Below are 15,538 nucleotides of genomic sequence, written 5' to 3'. Positions count from 1 at the left end.
GCCTCCTCAGGCCTCGAAGTCCCGGAAGACGGCCCGGCCCGTGGGGCGGTAGGTGTGGATGGCGGTCCCGCTCGCGGTGGTGCGCGAGGCGGTCAGCTCGCAGGCCGTGGGCAGGCCGCCGGTGGGGAACAGGCGCCGGCCCGCTCCGAGGAAGACCGGGAAGACGAGCAGGTTGAGCTCCTCGACCAGGTCCCGGGCGAGCAGCCACTGCGCGAGCCGTCCGCTCCCGTGCACCTGGAGCTCCCCCTCGGTGGCGTCCTTGGCCCGGACCACCTCCGCCTGGAGGTGTTCCCCGTCCATGACGGCGGCCGGACCCCAGGCGGGGTCCTCGAGGGTGGTGGAGGCGACGTACTTCGTCAGCCGGCCCAGCCGGTGCGCGATGGGGTTGGCGGGGTCGTCGTGGTGCGGCCAGTACGCGGCGAAGATCTCGTACGTGCGCCGGCCGAGCAGGAAGGCGCCGGCGCGGCCGTAGACCTCCTCCATGAACTCCTGCATGCCCGCGTCGGCGTGCGGGGCGAGCCAGCCGCCGTAGGGGAACCCGCCGCTGTCGTCCTCCTCCCGCGCGCCCGGGGCCTGCATCACCCCGTCGAGGGTCAGGAAGGTCGTGAGGGTCAGCTTGCCCATGGGTCGGCGCTCCTTGTGTCGTGTGCTGTCCCCCTCCAGACTCCCGCGCGCCCCGGAATCCATCGGTGCGGCGCGCGTGAACGCGGGGCCGGATTCCCGCCGAGGCGGCCACGCCGCACGGCAGACGCCGTCGGGGCGCACCACCGAAAGTGGTGCGCCCCGACGGCGCCTTCCCGGCCCCGGGGGTGTCGGCCCCCGGGGCGGGTCGAGAACGGGCCCGGATCAGCCGCCCAGCTCCTGGTGACGGGCGGCGTGCGCGGCCGCGCCGGCCTCCGTCAGGGAACCGAACAGACGCAGGCGGGAGAAGCCGCCGTCCGGGAAGATGTCGATCCGTACGTGCGTGCCGACCGCCGGGGCGTCCAGCACGAAGCGGTGGTTGGTGTCGGGCTGCAGGCGGGTGCGCGGCAGGAACTCCGTCCACTCGCCCTCCTCGCCCGTCTTGACCGACAGCGAGGCCCAGCCGGCCGAGTTGCCCTTGAGGTACGCGGTGTCGATCTCGACGGCGCGGATCTCGGACTCGGCGACGAGCTGGTAGCGGATCCAGTCGTTGCCGTTGTCACGGCGGCGGGCGGTCTCCCAGCCGTCGTCCATCTTGCGGGAGCGGCCCGGGTTGATGGTGTTGGTCGGCGGGGAGTAGAAGCGGTTGGAGGCGTCCTCGACGGAGCCGCCGTTCTCCAGGGCGACGACGTCGAAGGTGCCGAGCACGGCGAGCCACTTCGGGTCGGGGCGTACCTCGCCGTAGACGCGCAGGCGGGCGACACCGCCGTCCGGGTGCTGGTTGAGGCGCAGGTGCGTGAAGCGCTGCTCGACGTCGACCGCGAATCCGTTGGCCGCGTGGCCGCCGACGGGGGTGCGCTCGACGAGGGTCGTCCACTTGACGTCGTCGGAGAGCAGCTCCTCCGCGGTCGGGGAGCCCTCGACCGAGGCGGCCTGGACGGACACGGCCTGCGGCATGTTGCCGCGGAAGTGGGCGGTGTCGACGACGATGCCGCGGATGACGCCGGGGGCGCCGAGGCGGATCAGGGCGTAGTCGTGGTCCTCGGCGGTGGGCCAGGGCTGGTCGGCCGAGACGCCGCGGCGGCGGCGGGTCTCCCAGCCGTCCATGACCTTGCCCTTGTGGCCGAAGTGCTCGGGGTCGAAGTGCGCGGCCTCGGCGATCAGCAGGTTCTCGCGCTCGGCGAAGAACTCGTCGTTGGCGGCGATGACACCGGCCCCCAGCTCGCGGGCGGCGAGGTTGGCGTACTGGGTGAACTCGAACTCCGCGGTGCGGTAGTCCGCGTACGGGTCGCCGCCCCCGTACGGGTTCGCGTTACCGGTGAAGGAAGGAATCGCCACTGTCAGTTCTGCCTTTCGAGGAGGAGGCCCGTGGGCTCGGTCGGGGTGCCGTGGTCGGCGATCTGCCGGCCGCGCAGCCAGGTGGACTTCACGACGCCGTGCAGGGTCTTGCCCGCGTACGCCGTGACCTGGTTGCGGTGGTGCAGGTGCGCCGGGTCCACGGTGAAGGTCTCTTCGGGGGCCAGGACGGCGAAGTCGGCGTCGCGACCGGCCTCGATGGCGCCCTTGGCGGCGAGTCCGGCCAGCGCGGCCGGGGCGGTGGACATCCAGCGCGCGACCTCGTCGAGGGTGCGGCCGCGTCGGCGGGCCTCGGTCCAGATGGCCGGCAGGCCCAGCTGGAGGGAGGAGATGCCGCCCCAGGCGGTGGCGAAGTCGCCGGTCTTCAGGTCCGCGGTGGACGGCGAGTGGTCGGAGACGATGCAGTCGATGGTGCCGTCGGCGAGCGCGTCCCACAGGACGTCCTGGTTCGCGGCCTCGCGGATGGGCGGGCAGCACTTGAACTCGGTGGCGCCGTCGGGGACTTCCTCGGCGGTGAGGGTGAGGAAGTGCGGGCAGGACTCGACCGTGATCTGCACGCCCTCGGCCTTGGCCGCGGCGATCAGCGGCAGCGCGGAGGCGGAGGACAGGTGCAGGACGTGCACGCGGGCGTTCAGCCGCTTCGCCTGGGCGATCAGGTTCTCGATCGCGGTGTTCTCGGCGTCCTGGGGGCGGGAGGCGAGGAAGTCGGCGTACTTGGGGCCCGGGTTCTGCGGCGCGGACTCCAGGTGGTGCGGGTCCTCGGCGTGCACGATCAGCAGGCCGCCGAAGCCGGTGATCTCGGCGAGGGAGGTGGCCAGCTGCTCCTGGTCCAGCAGCGGGAACTCGTCGACGCCGGAGGGCGACAGGAAGCACTTGAAGCCGTAGACGCCCGCGTCGTGCAGCGGGCGCAGGTCCTTCACGTTGTCCGGCAGGGCGCCGCCCCAGAAGCCCACGTCCACGTGCGCCTTGGTCCGGGCGACCTCCTGCTTGACGCGGAGGTTCTCGACCGTGGTGGTGGGCGGGAGGGAGTTGAGGGGCATGTCGAGGAGGGTGGTGATGCCGCCGGCGGCCGCCGCGCGGGTCGCCGTCCAGAAGCCCTCCCACTCGGTGCGGCCCGGGTCGTTGACGTGGACGTGGGTGTCCACCAGGCCGGGGAGCAGGACGTCGTCGCCGAAGTCCACCAGCCGGGCTCCGGCCGGTACCTCGGCCTCGTACGCCAGCACGGCCGCGATCTTCCCGCCGGCGACGGCGACCGAGGCGGCGCGCGTCCCCTCGGGGGTGATGACGCGCGTCGAGCGCAGTACCAGTTCCACAGCCACGTCGGCCACCGGGAACCTCCCCATCTACTTCCACAGAGCGAAATTCAACGTTCTGTTGACGGAGTCTTCACCCCGATCCGGGGCCAGTCAAGAGCCCCCGGAGGGACCGCTGACCCATTCCCACCGCGATTGGATGTTTCCACGAGATGGAATTAAGATTTCACTATCCAGAATGTAGCTACCACCACCGGCACCCGGGCGGGTAACTTCCCGAGGACGTCCGCCACCAGGACAAACCGCCTCTGACCGGCGGGGACGGCCGAGGCCCGGCTCTAGGGCCGACGTCGACCGACCGGTAGGCTGCTTCCTTGCCTGCCAGCACCGAAAGGACCGCGCCGTGCCGACGTCCAGCGCCAGCACCACCGACGCTTCCGCCAAGCCCACCGCCGCCGGCGGTGGTGTCCAGTCCCTGGAGCGCGCCTTCGATCTGCTCGAACGGATGGCCGACGCCGGGGGCGAGGTCGGCCTGAGCGAGCTCTCCGCCGCGAGCGGTCTGCCGCTGCCGACCATCCACCGCCTGATGCGCACCCTCGTCGCCTGCGGCTACGTCCGGCAGCAGCCCAACCGACGGTACTCCCTCGGACCGCGCCTCATCCGGCTCGGCGAGTCCGCGTCCCGGCTGCTCGGCACCTGGGCGCGCCCCTACCTCGCCCGCCTGGTCGAGGAGACCGGCGAGACCGCCAACATGGCCCTGCTCGACGGGGACGAGATCGTCTACGTCGCCCAGGTGCCGTCCAAGCACTCCATGCGCATGTTCACCGAGGTCGGCCGCCGGGTGCTGCCGCACTCCACCGGGGTCGGCAAGGCGCTGCTCGCCCACACCCCGGCCGAGGAGGTGCGGGCCCTGCTGGCGCGCACCGGCATGCCGGCGGCCACCGAGAAGACCATCACCACGCCCGAGGGCTTCCTGGAGGCCCTGGAGCAGGTCCGCAGGGCCGGCTACGCGGTCGACGACAACGAGCAGGAGATAGGGGTCCGCTGCCTGGCCGTGTCGGTGCCGAACTCGCCGACCGCCGCCGCGATCTCCATCTCGGGTCCGGCCGGCCGGGTGACGCAGGAGGTGGCCGAGTCCTTCGTGCCGATCCTCCAGGGGGTGGCCGCCGAGCTGTCGGTGGCCCTGCAGAGCCAGACCCCCGCGTAGGCCCGTACGCGCGTACGAGAGCCCCGGCGCCCTCCCCCTGTGGGGGCGCCGGGGCTCTCGCGCTCGCGGGCCCGGGTGGGGCGGCCCGGCTCAGGCCGCCGGGGCGGCGGCCGAGGGCGCGGCGGGCCGCGCGCCGGAGGTGAGGCGGCCGTCGGTCATGGTCGCCGTGCGGTCCATCCGGTCCAGGTGGGCGTGGTCGTGCGTGACCAGCACGGTGGCAGTGGAGCGCTCGCGGGTGAGGGTGACCAGCAGGTCGAGGACGGCCGCGCCGCGCTCGTGGTCGAGGGCGCTGGTGGGCTCGTCGACCAGCAGCACGGAGGGCTCGTTCATCAGGGCGCGGGCGATGTTCACGCGCTGGCGCTGGCCGCCGGAGAGCTGGTGGGGGCGTTTGTCGGCCTTGTCGGCCAGGCCGACCGCGTCCAGCAGTTCCAGGGCCCGGCGGCGCAGCTGCCGGGCGGGGCGGCCGGAGAGGTGGGCCATCACCTGGAGCTGCTCGGCGGCGGTCAGCGAGGCCAGCAGGTTCGGCTGCTGGAAGACGATGCCGATCTCCTCGCGCCGCAGTGCCGCCTTCTCGGCGGCACCGAGGCGCGCGGTGTCGCGGCCCGCGACCAGGACCCGGCCGGAGTCGGGGGTGACCAGGGTCGCGGCCACGGCCAGCAGGCTGGACTTCCCGGAGCCCGAGGGCCCCACGATCGCGGTCAGGGTGCCGGCGGGCACCTCCAGCTGCACCGCGTCGAGGGCGGTCAGCCGGCCGTCGCCGTCGGGGTAGGTGAGCGTGACGTCGTGGACGAGGAGGGTCATCGGGCGCTCCCGAGGGCGGTCAGCGGGTCGACGGCGGTGATCCGCCGGATGGAGAGGGCCGCGCCCAGCGCGCCGAGGACGATCATGATCGCCGCGGGGGCCAGGACGGTTGCGGCGTCGAGGACGAACGGCACGTCGCCGCCGCTGATCAGGGCCCCGATGCCGGACGCGAGCGCGGTGCCGGCCCCGGTGCCGAGGGCCAGCATCACGACGGCCTGGCCCAGGGCGTCCTTCAGCAGGTACGGGGTGGAGGCGCCGAGCGCCTTCAGCACGGCGATGTCCCCGCTGCGCTGGATGGTCCACACCGTGAAGAAGGCCCCTATGACCAGCGCGGAGATGGCGAAGAGGAAGCCGCGCATCAGCTGGAGCGAGCCGTTCTCGGCCTGGTAGGACCCTATGGCGCCGAGGGCCTCGTCGACGGTCTGGCTGCGGGTGCCGGCCGCCCTGTCGCCGGCGGCCCAGTCCACGTCCCCGGAGCCGTCGAGGGCGAGGACGGTGGCGGAGGTCTCCGGGGAGGCGCCCGGTCCGCCGATCCGCTGCCAGTCGGTCAGGTCCGCCCAGACCACCGGGGTGTGGCTGTAGGCGGCGGTGCCCGAGACGGCGGCGACGGTCAGCTCCAGCGGGCCGGCCTTGACCTTCGCCCCGGCGCTGAGCCCGCCGAGCTCCTTGGCGGCCTTCTCCGTGAGGACGACCCTGCCCGGGCCCAGTCCCGTCCCGGCGGGGGCGAGGCGGCCGCCGGGCTCGACGCCGAACACGGAGACGGCGGCGGTGCGCTGCCCGGCGGCGGCGTTGGTGGTGCGGATGCCGAGCGGGTCCGCCGCCTTGACACCGGGGCGGCCGCGCCAGGCCCGCCAGGCGCTCTCGGGCAGCTGCGAGTTGGTGAAGGACACCTTCTGGTCCCCCGGCGGGACGGCGAAGGCCAGCCGGGAGGCGGGCAGGCCGGTGACGGCCGAGATGTTCTCCCGGGCCAGGCCGGACGTGAGCCCGGACAGCAGGCCGACCAGCAGTGTGATCAGCAGGACGACCGAGCCCATGAGGGCGAAGCGGCCCCGGGCGAACCGTAGATCTCTCCATGCGACGAACATGTCCCCCACCTTGGTCGTCCGCCCGGGCACCGGGCATCGCGCCACGGGAGCGATCCTGGTATCGAAGGAGGCATTCCGACATCAAACTTTTGATTGACCGGGCCCGTCCGGGGCCCGCTTACGCTGGTCGGACGATGTCCTCCGCTTCCGCCGCCGCCCCCGCCTCCGGCTCCTCCGCCGCCCCCTCCCGTCCCCTGACCCCCGTCACCCGTGTCCTGCGACTGTGCCTGCACGCCCTGTTCGCCGGGCTGCTCGCGCTGGCCGCCGGACGCGCCGTCACCGATTCCGCGCCCCGCGCCGGGTCGGTCGTCGCCGTCTGCGCCCTGCTGGCCGCCGGCTACGCGGCCGGCGTACGGGCCCCGGCGGTCGGGCGGTCGGCGCGTGCGGCCGGCGCGTGGCTGGCGGGGCTGGGCGCGCTGTGGGCGGTGCTGCTCGCGCTGTCCCCCGACGGGCTGTGGCTGGCCTTCCCGCTGTACTTCCTGGAGCTGCACCTGCTGCGGCTGCGCTGGGCGCTGGCCGCGGTCGCGCTGACGGCCTGCGCGGCGATCGGGGGGTTCCTGGGGCACAGCGGGGCGGTCACCCCCGGGGCCTTCCTGGGGCCGCTGCTGGGCGGGGCGGTGGCGGTGGCGACCGTACTGGGCTACCAGGCGCTGTACCGGGAGAGCGAGCGGCGCCGGGAGCTGATCGAGGAGCTGATCGCCACCCGGGCCGAGCTGGCCGTGGCCGAGCGGGGCGCGGGGATCCTCGCCGAGCGGGAGCGGCTGGCCCGGGAGATCCACGACACCCTCGCCCAGGGCCTGTCCTCGATCCAGCTGCTGCTGCGGGCCGCCGAGCGCGCCCTGTCGGAGGACCCGGCGAACACGGCGGGAACGGCGAACACGGCGGGCGCGACGGGAACGGCGGGCACGGCAGGCGCCGTGTCCGCGGCTCCCGCGGCGGCGGCGCTGGCGCACATCGCCCGGGCCCGGGAGGCCGCCCAGGAGAACCTGGCCGAGGCGCGCCGGTTCGTCCGGGCCCTCACTCCCCCGGACCTGGAGCACGGCTCGCTGGCGGCGGCGCTGGAGCGGCTGTGCTCGGGGGCACCGGGGCCGCGCGTCCGCTTCTCCGTCAGCGGCACCCCGCGCGAGCTGCCCACCCCGTACGAGGTGGCCCTGCTGCGGATCGCGCAGTCGGCGCTGGCCAATGTGGTGCGGCACGCGCGGGCGGACCGGGCGGAGATCACCCTGACCTTCATGGACAGCTCGGTCACCCTGGACGTCGTCGACGACGGCCGCGGCTTCGACCCCGCCTGCGCGCCCTCCGGCGGGGGCGGCTTCGGCCTGCCAGCGATGCGGGCGCGGGCGGAGTCGCTGGGCGGGCTGTTCACCGTGGAGTCCGACCCGGGCCAGGGCACCGCCGTGGCCGTCACCCTGCCGCTGCCCCTGGAGGCCTGACGATGACCATCCGGCTGCTCCTCGCCGACGACCACCCGGTGGTCCGCGCCGGGCTGCGCGCGGTGCTGGACACCGAACCGGACTTCACGGTGGTCGCGGAGGCCGCGACGGCCGAGCGGGCCGTGGAGCTGGCGGCGTCCGAGCCGGTGGACGTGGTGCTGATGGACCTCCAGTTCGGGGCGGGGATGCACGGCTCGGCGGCCACGGCGGCGATCACGGCCCGTCCGGGCGGGCCCCGGGTGCTGGTCCTGACCACGTACGACACGGACGCGGACATCCTCGCGGCGGTGGAGGCCGGCGCCTCGGGCTACCTGCTCAAGGACGCCCCGCCGGAGGAGCTGGCGGCGGCGGTGCGCACGGCCGCGGCCGGCCAGTCGGCACTGGCCCCGGCGGTGGCGCTGCGGCTGATGGACCGGATGCGGACCCCGGCGGAGGCGCTGACGAAGCGGGAGCTGGAGGTGCTCCAGCTGGTCGCGGACGGCCTGTCGAACCAGCAGATCTCCAAGCGGCTCTTCCTCAGCCAGGCCACGGTCAAGTCCCACCTGGTGCACGTGTACGCCAAGCTCGGCGTGGACTCCCGTACGGCGGCGGTGGCGGCGGCCGCCACGCGCCGGCTGATCCGGACGCCCTGAATATCGCTACCGCCGGGCCTTGATGATCATTAAGGTCCGGACCATGAACTCGTTACCGATACGCGCCGCCGCCTCGGCCGCGCTGACCGTCTGCCTCCTCCTCGGCTCCGCCGCCGCGGCCACCGCGGCCACCACGGAGCCCGAGCTCACCGGGCTGAGCTGCGGCTTCGACGGCCGCACCCCGCCGCCCACCGTCACCCCCGGCGCCAAGGGCCGGACCGTGGCGGAAGCCCGCTGCCTGCTGACGTTCTGGACGGGGCTGCAGGCGACCGAGGAGGAGCCCCGGGACGTCTTCGGCCCGGACGCCGAGGCGGCCACCCGGCTCTTCCAGGCCCGCCGGGGCCTGCCCGAGACCGGCCTGGTCGACGCCGCGACCTGGACCGAGCTGCGGCACAGCTGACCCGCCCGGCCCGTCCCACCGGCCGGCTCCCTTTCAGGCCACCCAGTAGGGCCGCTCCACCGCCGGGGCCAGCGGCACGCCGTCGTGGAAGGCCGCCGCGAGGAGGCGTACGCCCTCGTCGAGGCGGTCGGGCGGCAGGGTGTACGGGATGCGCAGCCGGTGCTCGAAGGTCCCCGGGTCGACGCCGAAGCGGGCGCCCCGGCCGATGTGCACCCCGGCGGCGGCCGCCCGCTCGGCCAGGGCGGAGCTGACCGGCTCGCCCAGGTCCACCCAGAGCGACAGGCCGCCCGGCGGCAGCCGCCAGGACCACTCCGGGGTGTGCCGCTCCAGCGAGCCCACCAGGGCCGCGCGCCGGATCCGCAGCTCCGCCAGCCGCCGGGGCAGGGTCCGGTCCAGGCCGTCCAGCAGCGGCAGGGCCACCACCTGGTCGAGCACGGAGCCGGTCATGTCGGCCGAGACCCGTACGGCCGTCAGCTCGTTGACCAGCTTCGCGGTGGCCCGGACCCAGCCCACCCGCAGCCCGCCCCAGTGCGTCTTGCTCAGCGAACCGATGGTGATCACGTGGTCGGCGCCGGAGCGCGGGGCGAGGGAGGCCAGCGGGGCGGGGGCGGGCACGTCCAGGGCGATGTCGGCGATGGTCTCGTCGACCACCAGCCAGGTCCCGGTGGCCCGGGTCGCCGCCAGCAGCCGCAGCCGGTGCTCCTCGGGCATCAGGGCGCCGGTCGGGTTGTGGAAGTCGGGGACGGTGTACGCCAGCCGGGGGACGGTCTGGTGCAGCGTGGACTCGGCGGTCTCCATGTCCCAGCCCGCGTCGGAGACGGGCACGGAGCCGGTGCGCAGCCGGGCGTGGCGCAGGGCGTCGAGGGCGTTGGCGTAGGTGGGGCTCTCGGTGACGACGCGGTCGCCGGGACGGCAGAGCAGGCTGACCACCAGGGCGAAGGCCTGCTGGGCCCCGGCGGTGATCAGGATCTGCTCGGGGCGGGTGGGCAGCCCGCGCCGGGTGAAGCGGTCCGCGACGGCCGCCCGCAGGTCGGGCAGGCCGAAGGGGTGGTAGCCGGGGCTGCGGGCGAGGGCGGGCAGCCGGGGTGCGGCCCAGGCCAGGGCGTCCGCGAGGCTGTCGGCGGGGGCGCCCATGGCGGCGATGGCGAGGTCGATGCCGGGTTCCCCGTCGGCCCGGCCCCCGACGCCGCCGACCAGCAGGTGGGCGCCGACCGGGCCGTGCCCTTCCGGGAGCTCGGTCCAGGTGCCGGAGCCGCGCCGGCTGCGGACGTAGCCGCTCTCGCGGAGCAGGTCGTAGGCGCCGGTGACGGTGGCGCGGCTGGCCCCGACGGCCTCGGCGAGCTCGCGTTCGGCGGGCAGCCGTACGTGCAGGGCGATCCGGCCGTCGAGGATCAGGGTGCGCAGGGCGTCGGCGAGGGAGCGGTAGCCGGGGCGGGCCAGCACCTCGGCCGGGAGCATCGCCGCCAGTTGCCGGCTGCCGACCGTCCGGTCCGCCGTATGGACCACTCTGTGGACGCCTCGCCCGTTCGCCATGCCAACCTCCCCTGATTGGCTCTGCCGGCCAGGCCAATCCGGGTTCAGACTCGCGGTATTGGCCCCCCGTTGGCAAGGAGAGTCCGGAATGCCGAAGGATCTGTTCACCGACCGTGACGAGCGGGCCCTGCTGGCGGCCGCCGAGAACCGGATCTCCGAGCCGCTGCGGATCGGGGCGGTGCCGGCCTCCGTACGGCGCCTGCTCGCACGGTGCTCACCCGTACGGGGGAAGGCGCGAGAATCGCTCCCATGTCCTCAGCAGCCGAACACACCTCCGCTTCCGCTCCCCCGTTGACCGCCGAGGGGCCGCCGGTGATCGCGGGCCTGCTCCTGGCCGCCGGCGGCGGCCGCCGGCTCGGCGGGCGGCCCAAGGCCCTGCTCCCGTACCGCGGCCGTCCGCTGGTGGAGAACGCGGTGCGCGTGCTGCGCGAGGCCGGCTGCGGGCCGGTGCACGTGGTGCTCGGCGCCTCGGCGGCGGAGGTGCGCGAACGTGCCGACCTGGCGGGATGCGTGGTGGTGGACAACCCGGACTGGGCCGAGGGCATGGGCTCCTCGCTGCGGGTGGGCCTGGCGTCGCTGGCCGGTACGGGCGCCCGCGCGGCGCTGGTGTCCCTGGTGGACCAGCCGGGCATCGGGCCGGAGGCGGTGGCCCGGGTGCGGGCGGCGTACCGCTCCCCGGCCAGCCTGGTGGCGGCCGCGTACGACGGGGAGCGCGGGCATCCGGTGCTGTTCGGGGCGGACCACTGGGCCGACATCACGGCGACCGCGACCGGGGACCGGGGCGCGCGGGTCCACCTGAAGAAGCACGCCGACGAGGTCATGCTGGTGGAGTGCGGGGACGTCGCGGCCGCCTTCGACATCGACACCCCGCCCGACCTGGCACGTCTGGCCTGAGCCGGGCCGGAGTACGGCTTGAGCGGGCTGTGACCGCGATGGCACTGAGGGCCACGGGGAAGTGGAATCTGTCGACTCGGAGAATCTCGACATCAACAAACCATTGAACTTCCACCATGAGGAAATTACTATCCACTGGTCAGAAGCGCCCTGAACCCCCAGACGGCGCCCGCGACCGTTACACGGAACTCTCCACACCCGGCGGCACTGCGTGCCGTCTCGCGCGAGCATTCCCCGCGGCCGCCAGGCACCGCCGCTGAAGGAGTGACAGATATGTCCGCACCAGCGCCGTCCCCGCTGGCCATCGTCGACGCCGAGCCCCTGCCCCGACAGGACGAAGTCCTCACCGATGCGGCCCTCGCCTTCGTGGCCGAGCTCCACCGGCGGTTCGCCCCCCGCCGCGCCGAGCTCCTCGCCCGACGCGGCGAGCGGCGCGCCGAGATCGCCCGCACCTCCACGCTCGACTTCCTCCCGGACACCGCACAGGTCCGCGAGGGCGACTGGAAGGTCGCGCCGGCCCCGGCCGCCCTGAACGACCGCCGCGTGGAGATCACCGGTCCCACCGACCGCAAGATGACCATCAACGCCCTGAACTCGGGCGCCAAGGTCTGGCTCGCCGACTTCGAGGACGCCTCGGCTCCCACCTGGGAGAACGTGGTCCTCGGCCAGCTCAACCTCATCGACGCCTACGAGCGCCGCATCGACTTCACGGACGCCCGCACCGGCAAGGCGTACACCCTCAAGCCTGCCGACCAGCTCGCCACCGTGGTCATGCGCCCGCGCGGCTGGCACCTGGAGGAGCGCCACCTCAGCTTCGAGGGCGGCCCGGCCTCCGGCTCCCTCGTGGACTTCGGCCTCTACTTCTTCCACAACGCCCAGCGCCTGATCGACCTCGGCAAGGGCCCCTACTTCTACCTCCCGAAGACGGAGTCGCACCTGGAGGCCCGCCTCTGGAACGACATCTTCGTCTTCGCCCAGGACTACGTCGGCATCCCGCAGGGCACCGTCCGCGCGACCGTCCTGATCGAGACCATCACCGCGGCCTACGAGATGGAGGAGATCCTCTTCGAGCTCAAGGACCACGCGGCGGGCCTCAACGCGGGCCGCTGGGACTACCTCTTCTCCATCGTGAAGAACTTCCGCGACGGCGGCGAGAAGTTCGTCCTGCCCGACCGCAACGCGGTCACCATGACGGCGCCCTTCATGCGCGCCTACACCGAACTGCTCGTCCGCACCTGCCACAAGCGCGGCGCCCACGCCATCGGTGGCATGGCGGCCTTCATCCCGTCCCGCAAGGACGCCGAGGCCAACCGGATCGCGTTCGAGAAGGTCCGCGCCGACAAGGACCGCGAGGCGGGCGACGGCTTCGACGGCTCCTGGGTCGCCCACCCCGACCTGGTCCCGATCGCCATGGCCTCCTTCGACGCCGTCCTGGGCGAGAAGCCCCACCAGAAGGACCGCCTCCGCGAGGACGTCGCCGTCGCCCCCGGCGACCTGATCGCGATCGACTCCCTGGACGCCAAGCCCACCTACGAGGGCCTGCGCAACGCCGTCCAGGTCGGCATCCGCTACATCGAGGCCTGGCTGCGCGGCCTGGGCGCCGTCGGCATCTTCGGCCTCATGGAGGACGCCGCCACCGCCGAGATCTCGCGCTCCCAGATCTGGCAGTGGATCAACGCCGGAGTCGTCTTCGAGAACGGCGAGCGCGCCACCGCCGAACTGACCCGCGCCTTCGCCGCCGAGGAGCTCGCCGCGATCCGCGCCGAGGCCGGCGAGGAGGCCTTCGCGGCCGGAAAGTGGCAGCAGGCCCACGACCTCTTCCTCCAGGTCTCCCTGGACGCCGACTACGCGGACTTCCTGACCCTCCCCGCGTACGACCGGCTGGTCGGCTGACACCCCCCGCTTCGGCTGAATCGCACAGCGGCCGAACCCCCTCCGCCCCCGCCGCCCTCCCGGGCCCGGGGGCGGAGTCGTCCCTGGGCCCGGAGCGGTCGACACATGACCGCCGCGGCGTGCGCGCCTGCGAAGCCGGGCGCCCGACACCCCCTGCCGTCACCACGCCCCGGGGCTCGTCCGGGCGCCCCCTCGGGGCCTTGCCGCGCCCGACCGACCGGTCGGGCGTTACGTCATCGTAATCCGACTGTACCTAGCGGTAACAAGTGGGCGCGTGCCACCTTTCCGATGCCACCGGCGCCGGCGGTACCCCCACTTTCCAAGCCACGCACCGAAGTTGTCGGCAACTTCGGCGTGGCCGACCGCAGGAGTTCCGCAGTGATCGGATTCCGCAAGGCCGGCAAGGACCGGGCCGCCCGAAGCCGTGTGCGGCGACTGGCCGGCGCCGGGATGGTCGTACCGCTGGCCGCCGGCGCGCTGCTCGTCGGCGGGGCCGGGCCGGCGGCGGCCGGGCCCGGGACGGGTCCCACCGCCGTCGTGTCCATGGGCGACAGCTACATCTCCGGCGAGGCCGGACGCTGGAAGGGCAACAGCCTGACCAACAGCGGGAGCAGGAACGGCACCGACCGGGCCTGGGTCAGTGGCAGCACCTACGACCCCGCGAAGGTATACGGCGCCACCGCCGGCGGCTGCGACCGCTCGGACTCGGCCGAGGTGCTGAGCGCGGGCGCCGTCGCCGAGACGGCGGTGAACCTGGCCTGCTCCGGGGCGACGTCGGAGAACGTCTTCCGCGCCGCCAACGGCGGTGTCGCCTACAAGGGCGAGGCCCCGCAGGCCGACCAGCTGGCGGCCGTGGCCGCGAGCCGCAACGTGAAGGTCATCGCGCTCTCCGTCGGCGGGAACGACCTGGGCTTCGCCGACATCATCAAGGAGTGCGCGCTCGACTTCGTGCTCTGGAACTCGTACTGCTACGACGACCAGCAGGCGGGCGTCGACGCCAGGATCGACGGAGTGATGGCGAACGTCGGGAAGTCCGTCGACGAGATCCGGGCCGTGATGCGCGGGGCCGGCTACACGGACTCCTCGTACCGCATCGTGCTCCAGTCCTACCCCTCGCCGATCCCGCGCGGGGCGGAGAACCGGTACACCCAGAGCGACTGGAGCCGGCTCAACAGCGGCGGCTGCCCCTTCTGGAACCGTGACTCGGACTGGGCCCGCGACTCCCTGGTGCCGCAGCTCGCGAACCGGCTCAAGCAGGTCGCGGCGGCCAAGGGCACCCAGTTCCTGGACCTGCGCGACATGCTCCAGGGGCGCGAGGTCTGCGCCAAGGCCAGCAAGCAGGTCACCTCGGCGGTCCCGGCGTCGGCGAAGACCAGCGAGTGGGCGCGGTGGATCGACAACAACGAGACGCAGGGCCTGGTCCAGGAGTCGATGCACCCGAACCACTTCGGCCAGCTGGCCGCCGGCCGGTGTCTGGCCCTGGCCGTGGCCCAGGCCGCGGACTCGGCCACCGGCTGCAAGAACACCGCCGGGGCCGACCAGAGCGGGATGTACCTGACGTCCGCTCCGTAAATCGGTGGGGACCGGGGGCGGGCTGTCATGATCAAACCAGGACAGCCCGCCCCTCGGGGAAACCCGTACCGCCGAAGGAAGTTGACCGGACATGGCCGTCATCCACCGCACCACCATGCAGCCCGGCAAGCTGGAGCTGCTCGCCGGCTGGCTCCCCACCCGCCCCTGGTACGCCGGCACCTCCGCGGCGCCCGACCTGGCCCGGGCCGGCGGGTTCCGGATCGACGACCCGGAGGGCGAGGTGGGCATCGAGTTCATGGTGGTCACCGACGCCTCGGGCGCCGAGCCCGTCGCCTACCTCGTCCCGCTCACCTACCGCGGCGCCCCGCTGGAGGCGGCCGGGGAGGGGCTCGTCGGCACCTCCGAGCACGGGGTGCTCGGCACCCGCTGGATCTACGACGGCGCGCACGACCCGGTACTGACCGAGCGTCTGCTCGCGCTCCTGCGTGGTGGCGCCGAGCCGCAGGACCAGAACGTGAGCGGCGCCCCCGACCCGACCGTCGTTCCCGAGACCGCCGAGGACGCGCTCCCGGCCGGGGCGGCGGTGGCGGCCGTGGAGGACGGGCCGGAGGGCACCCGTCTCGTGGTGGAGGCGGGCGGGCGGCGGCTCGGCCTGGAACTGGTGCGGGTGCTGGAGGCCGGCCGGACCGACCCCGGCGCGCTCGGCCGCGTCACCGCCGGCTGGGAGCTGCCCGACGGGACGCGGCCGCGCGGGGCCGTCGCCGTACTGCGCGAGGGCTGATCCGGGCGCGCCGGGCTTCCGGCTAGGTCGTCTCTTTCGGATCTTGCCGGTCAAGCCCGCGTCGTCCGGTGCCGTGCATCGGCGCCTTGGCGGGGCGCCGCCGTACTGGACGTACT

15 protein-coding genes are annotated in these 15,538 nt (G+C 73.9%); 9 read left to right on the top strand and 6 right to left on the bottom strand.

Annotated features, from left to right (window positions below; translation table 11 throughout):
• Positions 1 to 6: 6 nt before the first annotated feature.
• From ACZ5NJ_RS26960 to allB, 3 genes are all read right to left on the bottom strand, one after another.
• Positions 7 to 624 (bottom strand): dihydrofolate reductase family protein, encoded by a 618-nt coding sequence (locus ACZ5NJ_RS26960; protein ID WP_468767928.1) that lies wholly within the window; start codon positions 622 to 624, stop codon positions 7 to 9.
• A 222-nt stretch (positions 625 to 846) separates the two neighbouring features.
• Positions 847 to 1,959: an allantoicase gene (gene alc, locus ACZ5NJ_RS26955; protein WP_468767926.1), complete on the bottom strand. Its 1,113-nt coding sequence runs from the start codon at positions 1,957 to 1,959 to the stop codon at positions 847 to 849.
• A 2-nt stretch (positions 1,960 to 1,961) separates the two neighbouring features.
• Positions 1,962 to 3,320, bottom strand: a complete 1,359-nt coding sequence (gene allB / locus ACZ5NJ_RS26950; RefSeq protein WP_468767925.1) for an allantoinase AllB — start codon at positions 3,318 to 3,320, stop codon at positions 1,962 to 1,964.
• A gap of 313 nt (positions 3,321 to 3,633) precedes the next feature.
• On the opposite strand from allB, the gene ACZ5NJ_RS26945 reads away from it, so the two are divergent.
• Entirely contained in the window at positions 3,634 to 4,437 is an 804-nt protein-coding gene (locus ACZ5NJ_RS26945) for an IclR family transcriptional regulator (RefSeq protein WP_468767923.1), read from the top strand.
• A gap of 90 nt (positions 4,438 to 4,527) precedes the next feature.
• Here the strand turns inward: ACZ5NJ_RS26945 and ACZ5NJ_RS26940 are convergent, their stop codons facing one another.
• Together ACZ5NJ_RS26940 and ACZ5NJ_RS26935 are read right to left on the bottom strand one after the other, a co-directional pair.
• Positions 4,528 to 5,238 carry an ABC transporter ATP-binding protein gene (locus ACZ5NJ_RS26940; protein ID WP_468767922.1) on the bottom strand — a complete coding sequence of 237 codons (711 nt, stop codon included), beginning with the start codon at positions 5,236 to 5,238 and terminating at the stop codon, positions 4,528 to 4,530.
• Entirely contained in the window at positions 5,235 to 6,323 is a 1,089-nt protein-coding gene (locus ACZ5NJ_RS26935) for an ABC transporter permease (protein ID WP_468767920.1), read from the bottom strand. Before ACZ5NJ_RS26935 ends, ACZ5NJ_RS26940 begins: the two co-directional genes overlap by 4 nt.
• 134 nt (positions 6,324 to 6,457) lie before the next feature.
• On the opposite strand from ACZ5NJ_RS26935, the gene ACZ5NJ_RS26930 reads away from it, so the two are divergent.
• From ACZ5NJ_RS26930 to ACZ5NJ_RS26920, 3 genes are read left to right on the top strand one after another with little or no spacing between them, the layout of a single operon-like run.
• Complete coding sequence (locus tag ACZ5NJ_RS26930) at positions 6,458 to 7,756, top strand: sensor histidine kinase (protein WP_468767918.1); 1,299 nt, start codon at positions 6,458 to 6,460, stop codon at positions 7,754 to 7,756.
• Between the two features lie 2 nt (positions 7,757 to 7,758).
• Positions 7,759 to 8,388, top strand: coding sequence for a response regulator (locus ACZ5NJ_RS26925; protein ID WP_468767917.1), 630 nt, complete (start codon positions 7,759 to 7,761; stop codon positions 8,386 to 8,388).
• 43 nt (positions 8,389 to 8,431) lie between these two features.
• Positions 8,432 to 8,788, top strand: coding sequence for a peptidoglycan-binding domain-containing protein (locus tag ACZ5NJ_RS26920; protein ID WP_468767915.1), 357 nt, complete (start codon positions 8,432 to 8,434; stop codon positions 8,786 to 8,788).
• A gap of 33 nt (positions 8,789 to 8,821) precedes the next feature.
• Here the strand turns inward: ACZ5NJ_RS26920 and yczR are convergent, their stop codons facing one another.
• Positions 8,822 to 10,321, bottom strand: coding sequence for a MocR-like transcription factor YczR (yczR, locus tag ACZ5NJ_RS26915; RefSeq protein WP_468767913.1), 1,500 nt, complete (start codon positions 10,319 to 10,321; stop codon positions 8,822 to 8,824).
• Between the two features lie 88 nt (positions 10,322 to 10,409).
• On the opposite strand from yczR, the gene ACZ5NJ_RS26910 reads away from it, so the two are divergent.
• From ACZ5NJ_RS26910 to ACZ5NJ_RS26890, 5 genes are all read left to right on the top strand, one after another.
• The gene (locus ACZ5NJ_RS26910; RefSeq protein WP_468767911.1) at positions 10,410 to 10,616 is read left to right on the top strand and encodes a hypothetical protein; all 207 of its coding nucleotides are present in this window, start codon (positions 10,410 to 10,412) and stop codon (positions 10,614 to 10,616) included.
• Positions 10,571 to 11,215: a nucleotidyltransferase family protein gene (locus ACZ5NJ_RS26905; RefSeq protein WP_468767909.1), complete on the top strand. Its 645-nt coding sequence runs from the start codon at positions 10,571 to 10,573 to the stop codon at positions 11,213 to 11,215. Before ACZ5NJ_RS26910 ends, ACZ5NJ_RS26905 begins: the two co-directional genes overlap by 46 nt.
• 273 nt (positions 11,216 to 11,488) lie before the next feature.
• Entirely contained in the window at positions 11,489 to 13,108 is a 1,620-nt protein-coding gene (aceB, locus tag ACZ5NJ_RS26900) for a malate synthase A (protein WP_468767907.1), read from the top strand.
• A 378-nt stretch (positions 13,109 to 13,486) separates the two neighbouring features.
• Positions 13,487 to 14,680: a GDSL-type esterase/lipase family protein gene (locus ACZ5NJ_RS26895; protein ID WP_468767905.1), complete on the top strand. Its 1,194-nt coding sequence runs from the start codon at positions 13,487 to 13,489 to the stop codon at positions 14,678 to 14,680.
• A gap of 91 nt (positions 14,681 to 14,771) precedes the next feature.
• Positions 14,772 to 15,422: a maltokinase N-terminal cap-like domain-containing protein gene (locus ACZ5NJ_RS26890; protein WP_468767904.1), complete on the top strand. Its 651-nt coding sequence runs from the start codon at positions 14,772 to 14,774 to the stop codon at positions 15,420 to 15,422.
• Positions 15,423 to 15,538 lie beyond the last annotated feature (116 nt).

This window comes from Streptomyces sp. NPDC032091, from assembly GCF_055580265.1.
The sequence above is the reverse complement of the archived record's forward strand: the minus strand, read 5'-3'. Positions and strand labels throughout refer to the sequence as shown.

What these genes read in the sequence shown, in the direction of transcription:
- ACZ5NJ_RS26960 (WP_468767928.1), bottom strand. Translation starts at nt 624, where the DNA reads ATGGGCAAGCTGACCCTCACGACCTTCCTGACCCTCGACGGGGTGATG.
- allB (WP_468767925.1), bottom strand. Translation starts at nt 3,320, where the DNA reads ATGGGGAGGTTCCCGGTGGCCGACGTGGCTGTGGAACTGGTACTGCGC.
- ACZ5NJ_RS26940 (WP_468767922.1), bottom strand. Translation starts at nt 5,238, where the DNA reads ATGACCCTCCTCGTCCACGACGTCACGCTCACCTACCCCGACGGCGAC.
- ACZ5NJ_RS26935 (WP_468767920.1), bottom strand. Translation starts at nt 6,323, where the DNA reads ATGTTCGTCGCATGGAGAGATCTACGGTTCGCCCGGGGCCGCTTCGCC.
- ACZ5NJ_RS26930 (WP_468767918.1), top strand. Translation starts at nt 6,458, where the DNA reads ATGTCCTCCGCTTCCGCCGCCGCCCCCGCCTCCGGCTCCTCCGCCGCC.
- ACZ5NJ_RS26925 (WP_468767917.1), top strand. Translation starts at nt 7,759, where the DNA reads ATGACCATCCGGCTGCTCCTCGCCGACGACCACCCGGTGGTCCGCGCC.
- ACZ5NJ_RS26920 (WP_468767915.1), top strand. Translation starts at nt 8,432, where the DNA reads ATGAACTCGTTACCGATACGCGCCGCCGCCTCGGCCGCGCTGACCGTC.
- yczR (WP_468767913.1), bottom strand. Translation starts at nt 10,321, where the DNA reads ATGGCGAACGGGCGAGGCGTCCACAGAGTGGTCCATACGGCGGACCGG.
- ACZ5NJ_RS26910 (WP_468767911.1), top strand. Translation starts at nt 10,410, where the DNA reads ATGCCGAAGGATCTGTTCACCGACCGTGACGAGCGGGCCCTGCTGGCG.
- ACZ5NJ_RS26905 (WP_468767909.1), top strand. Translation starts at nt 10,571, where the DNA reads ATGTCCTCAGCAGCCGAACACACCTCCGCTTCCGCTCCCCCGTTGACC.
- aceB (WP_468767907.1), top strand. Translation starts at nt 11,489, where the DNA reads ATGTCCGCACCAGCGCCGTCCCCGCTGGCCATCGTCGACGCCGAGCCC.
- ACZ5NJ_RS26890 (WP_468767904.1), top strand. Translation starts at nt 14,772, where the DNA reads ATGGCCGTCATCCACCGCACCACCATGCAGCCCGGCAAGCTGGAGCTG.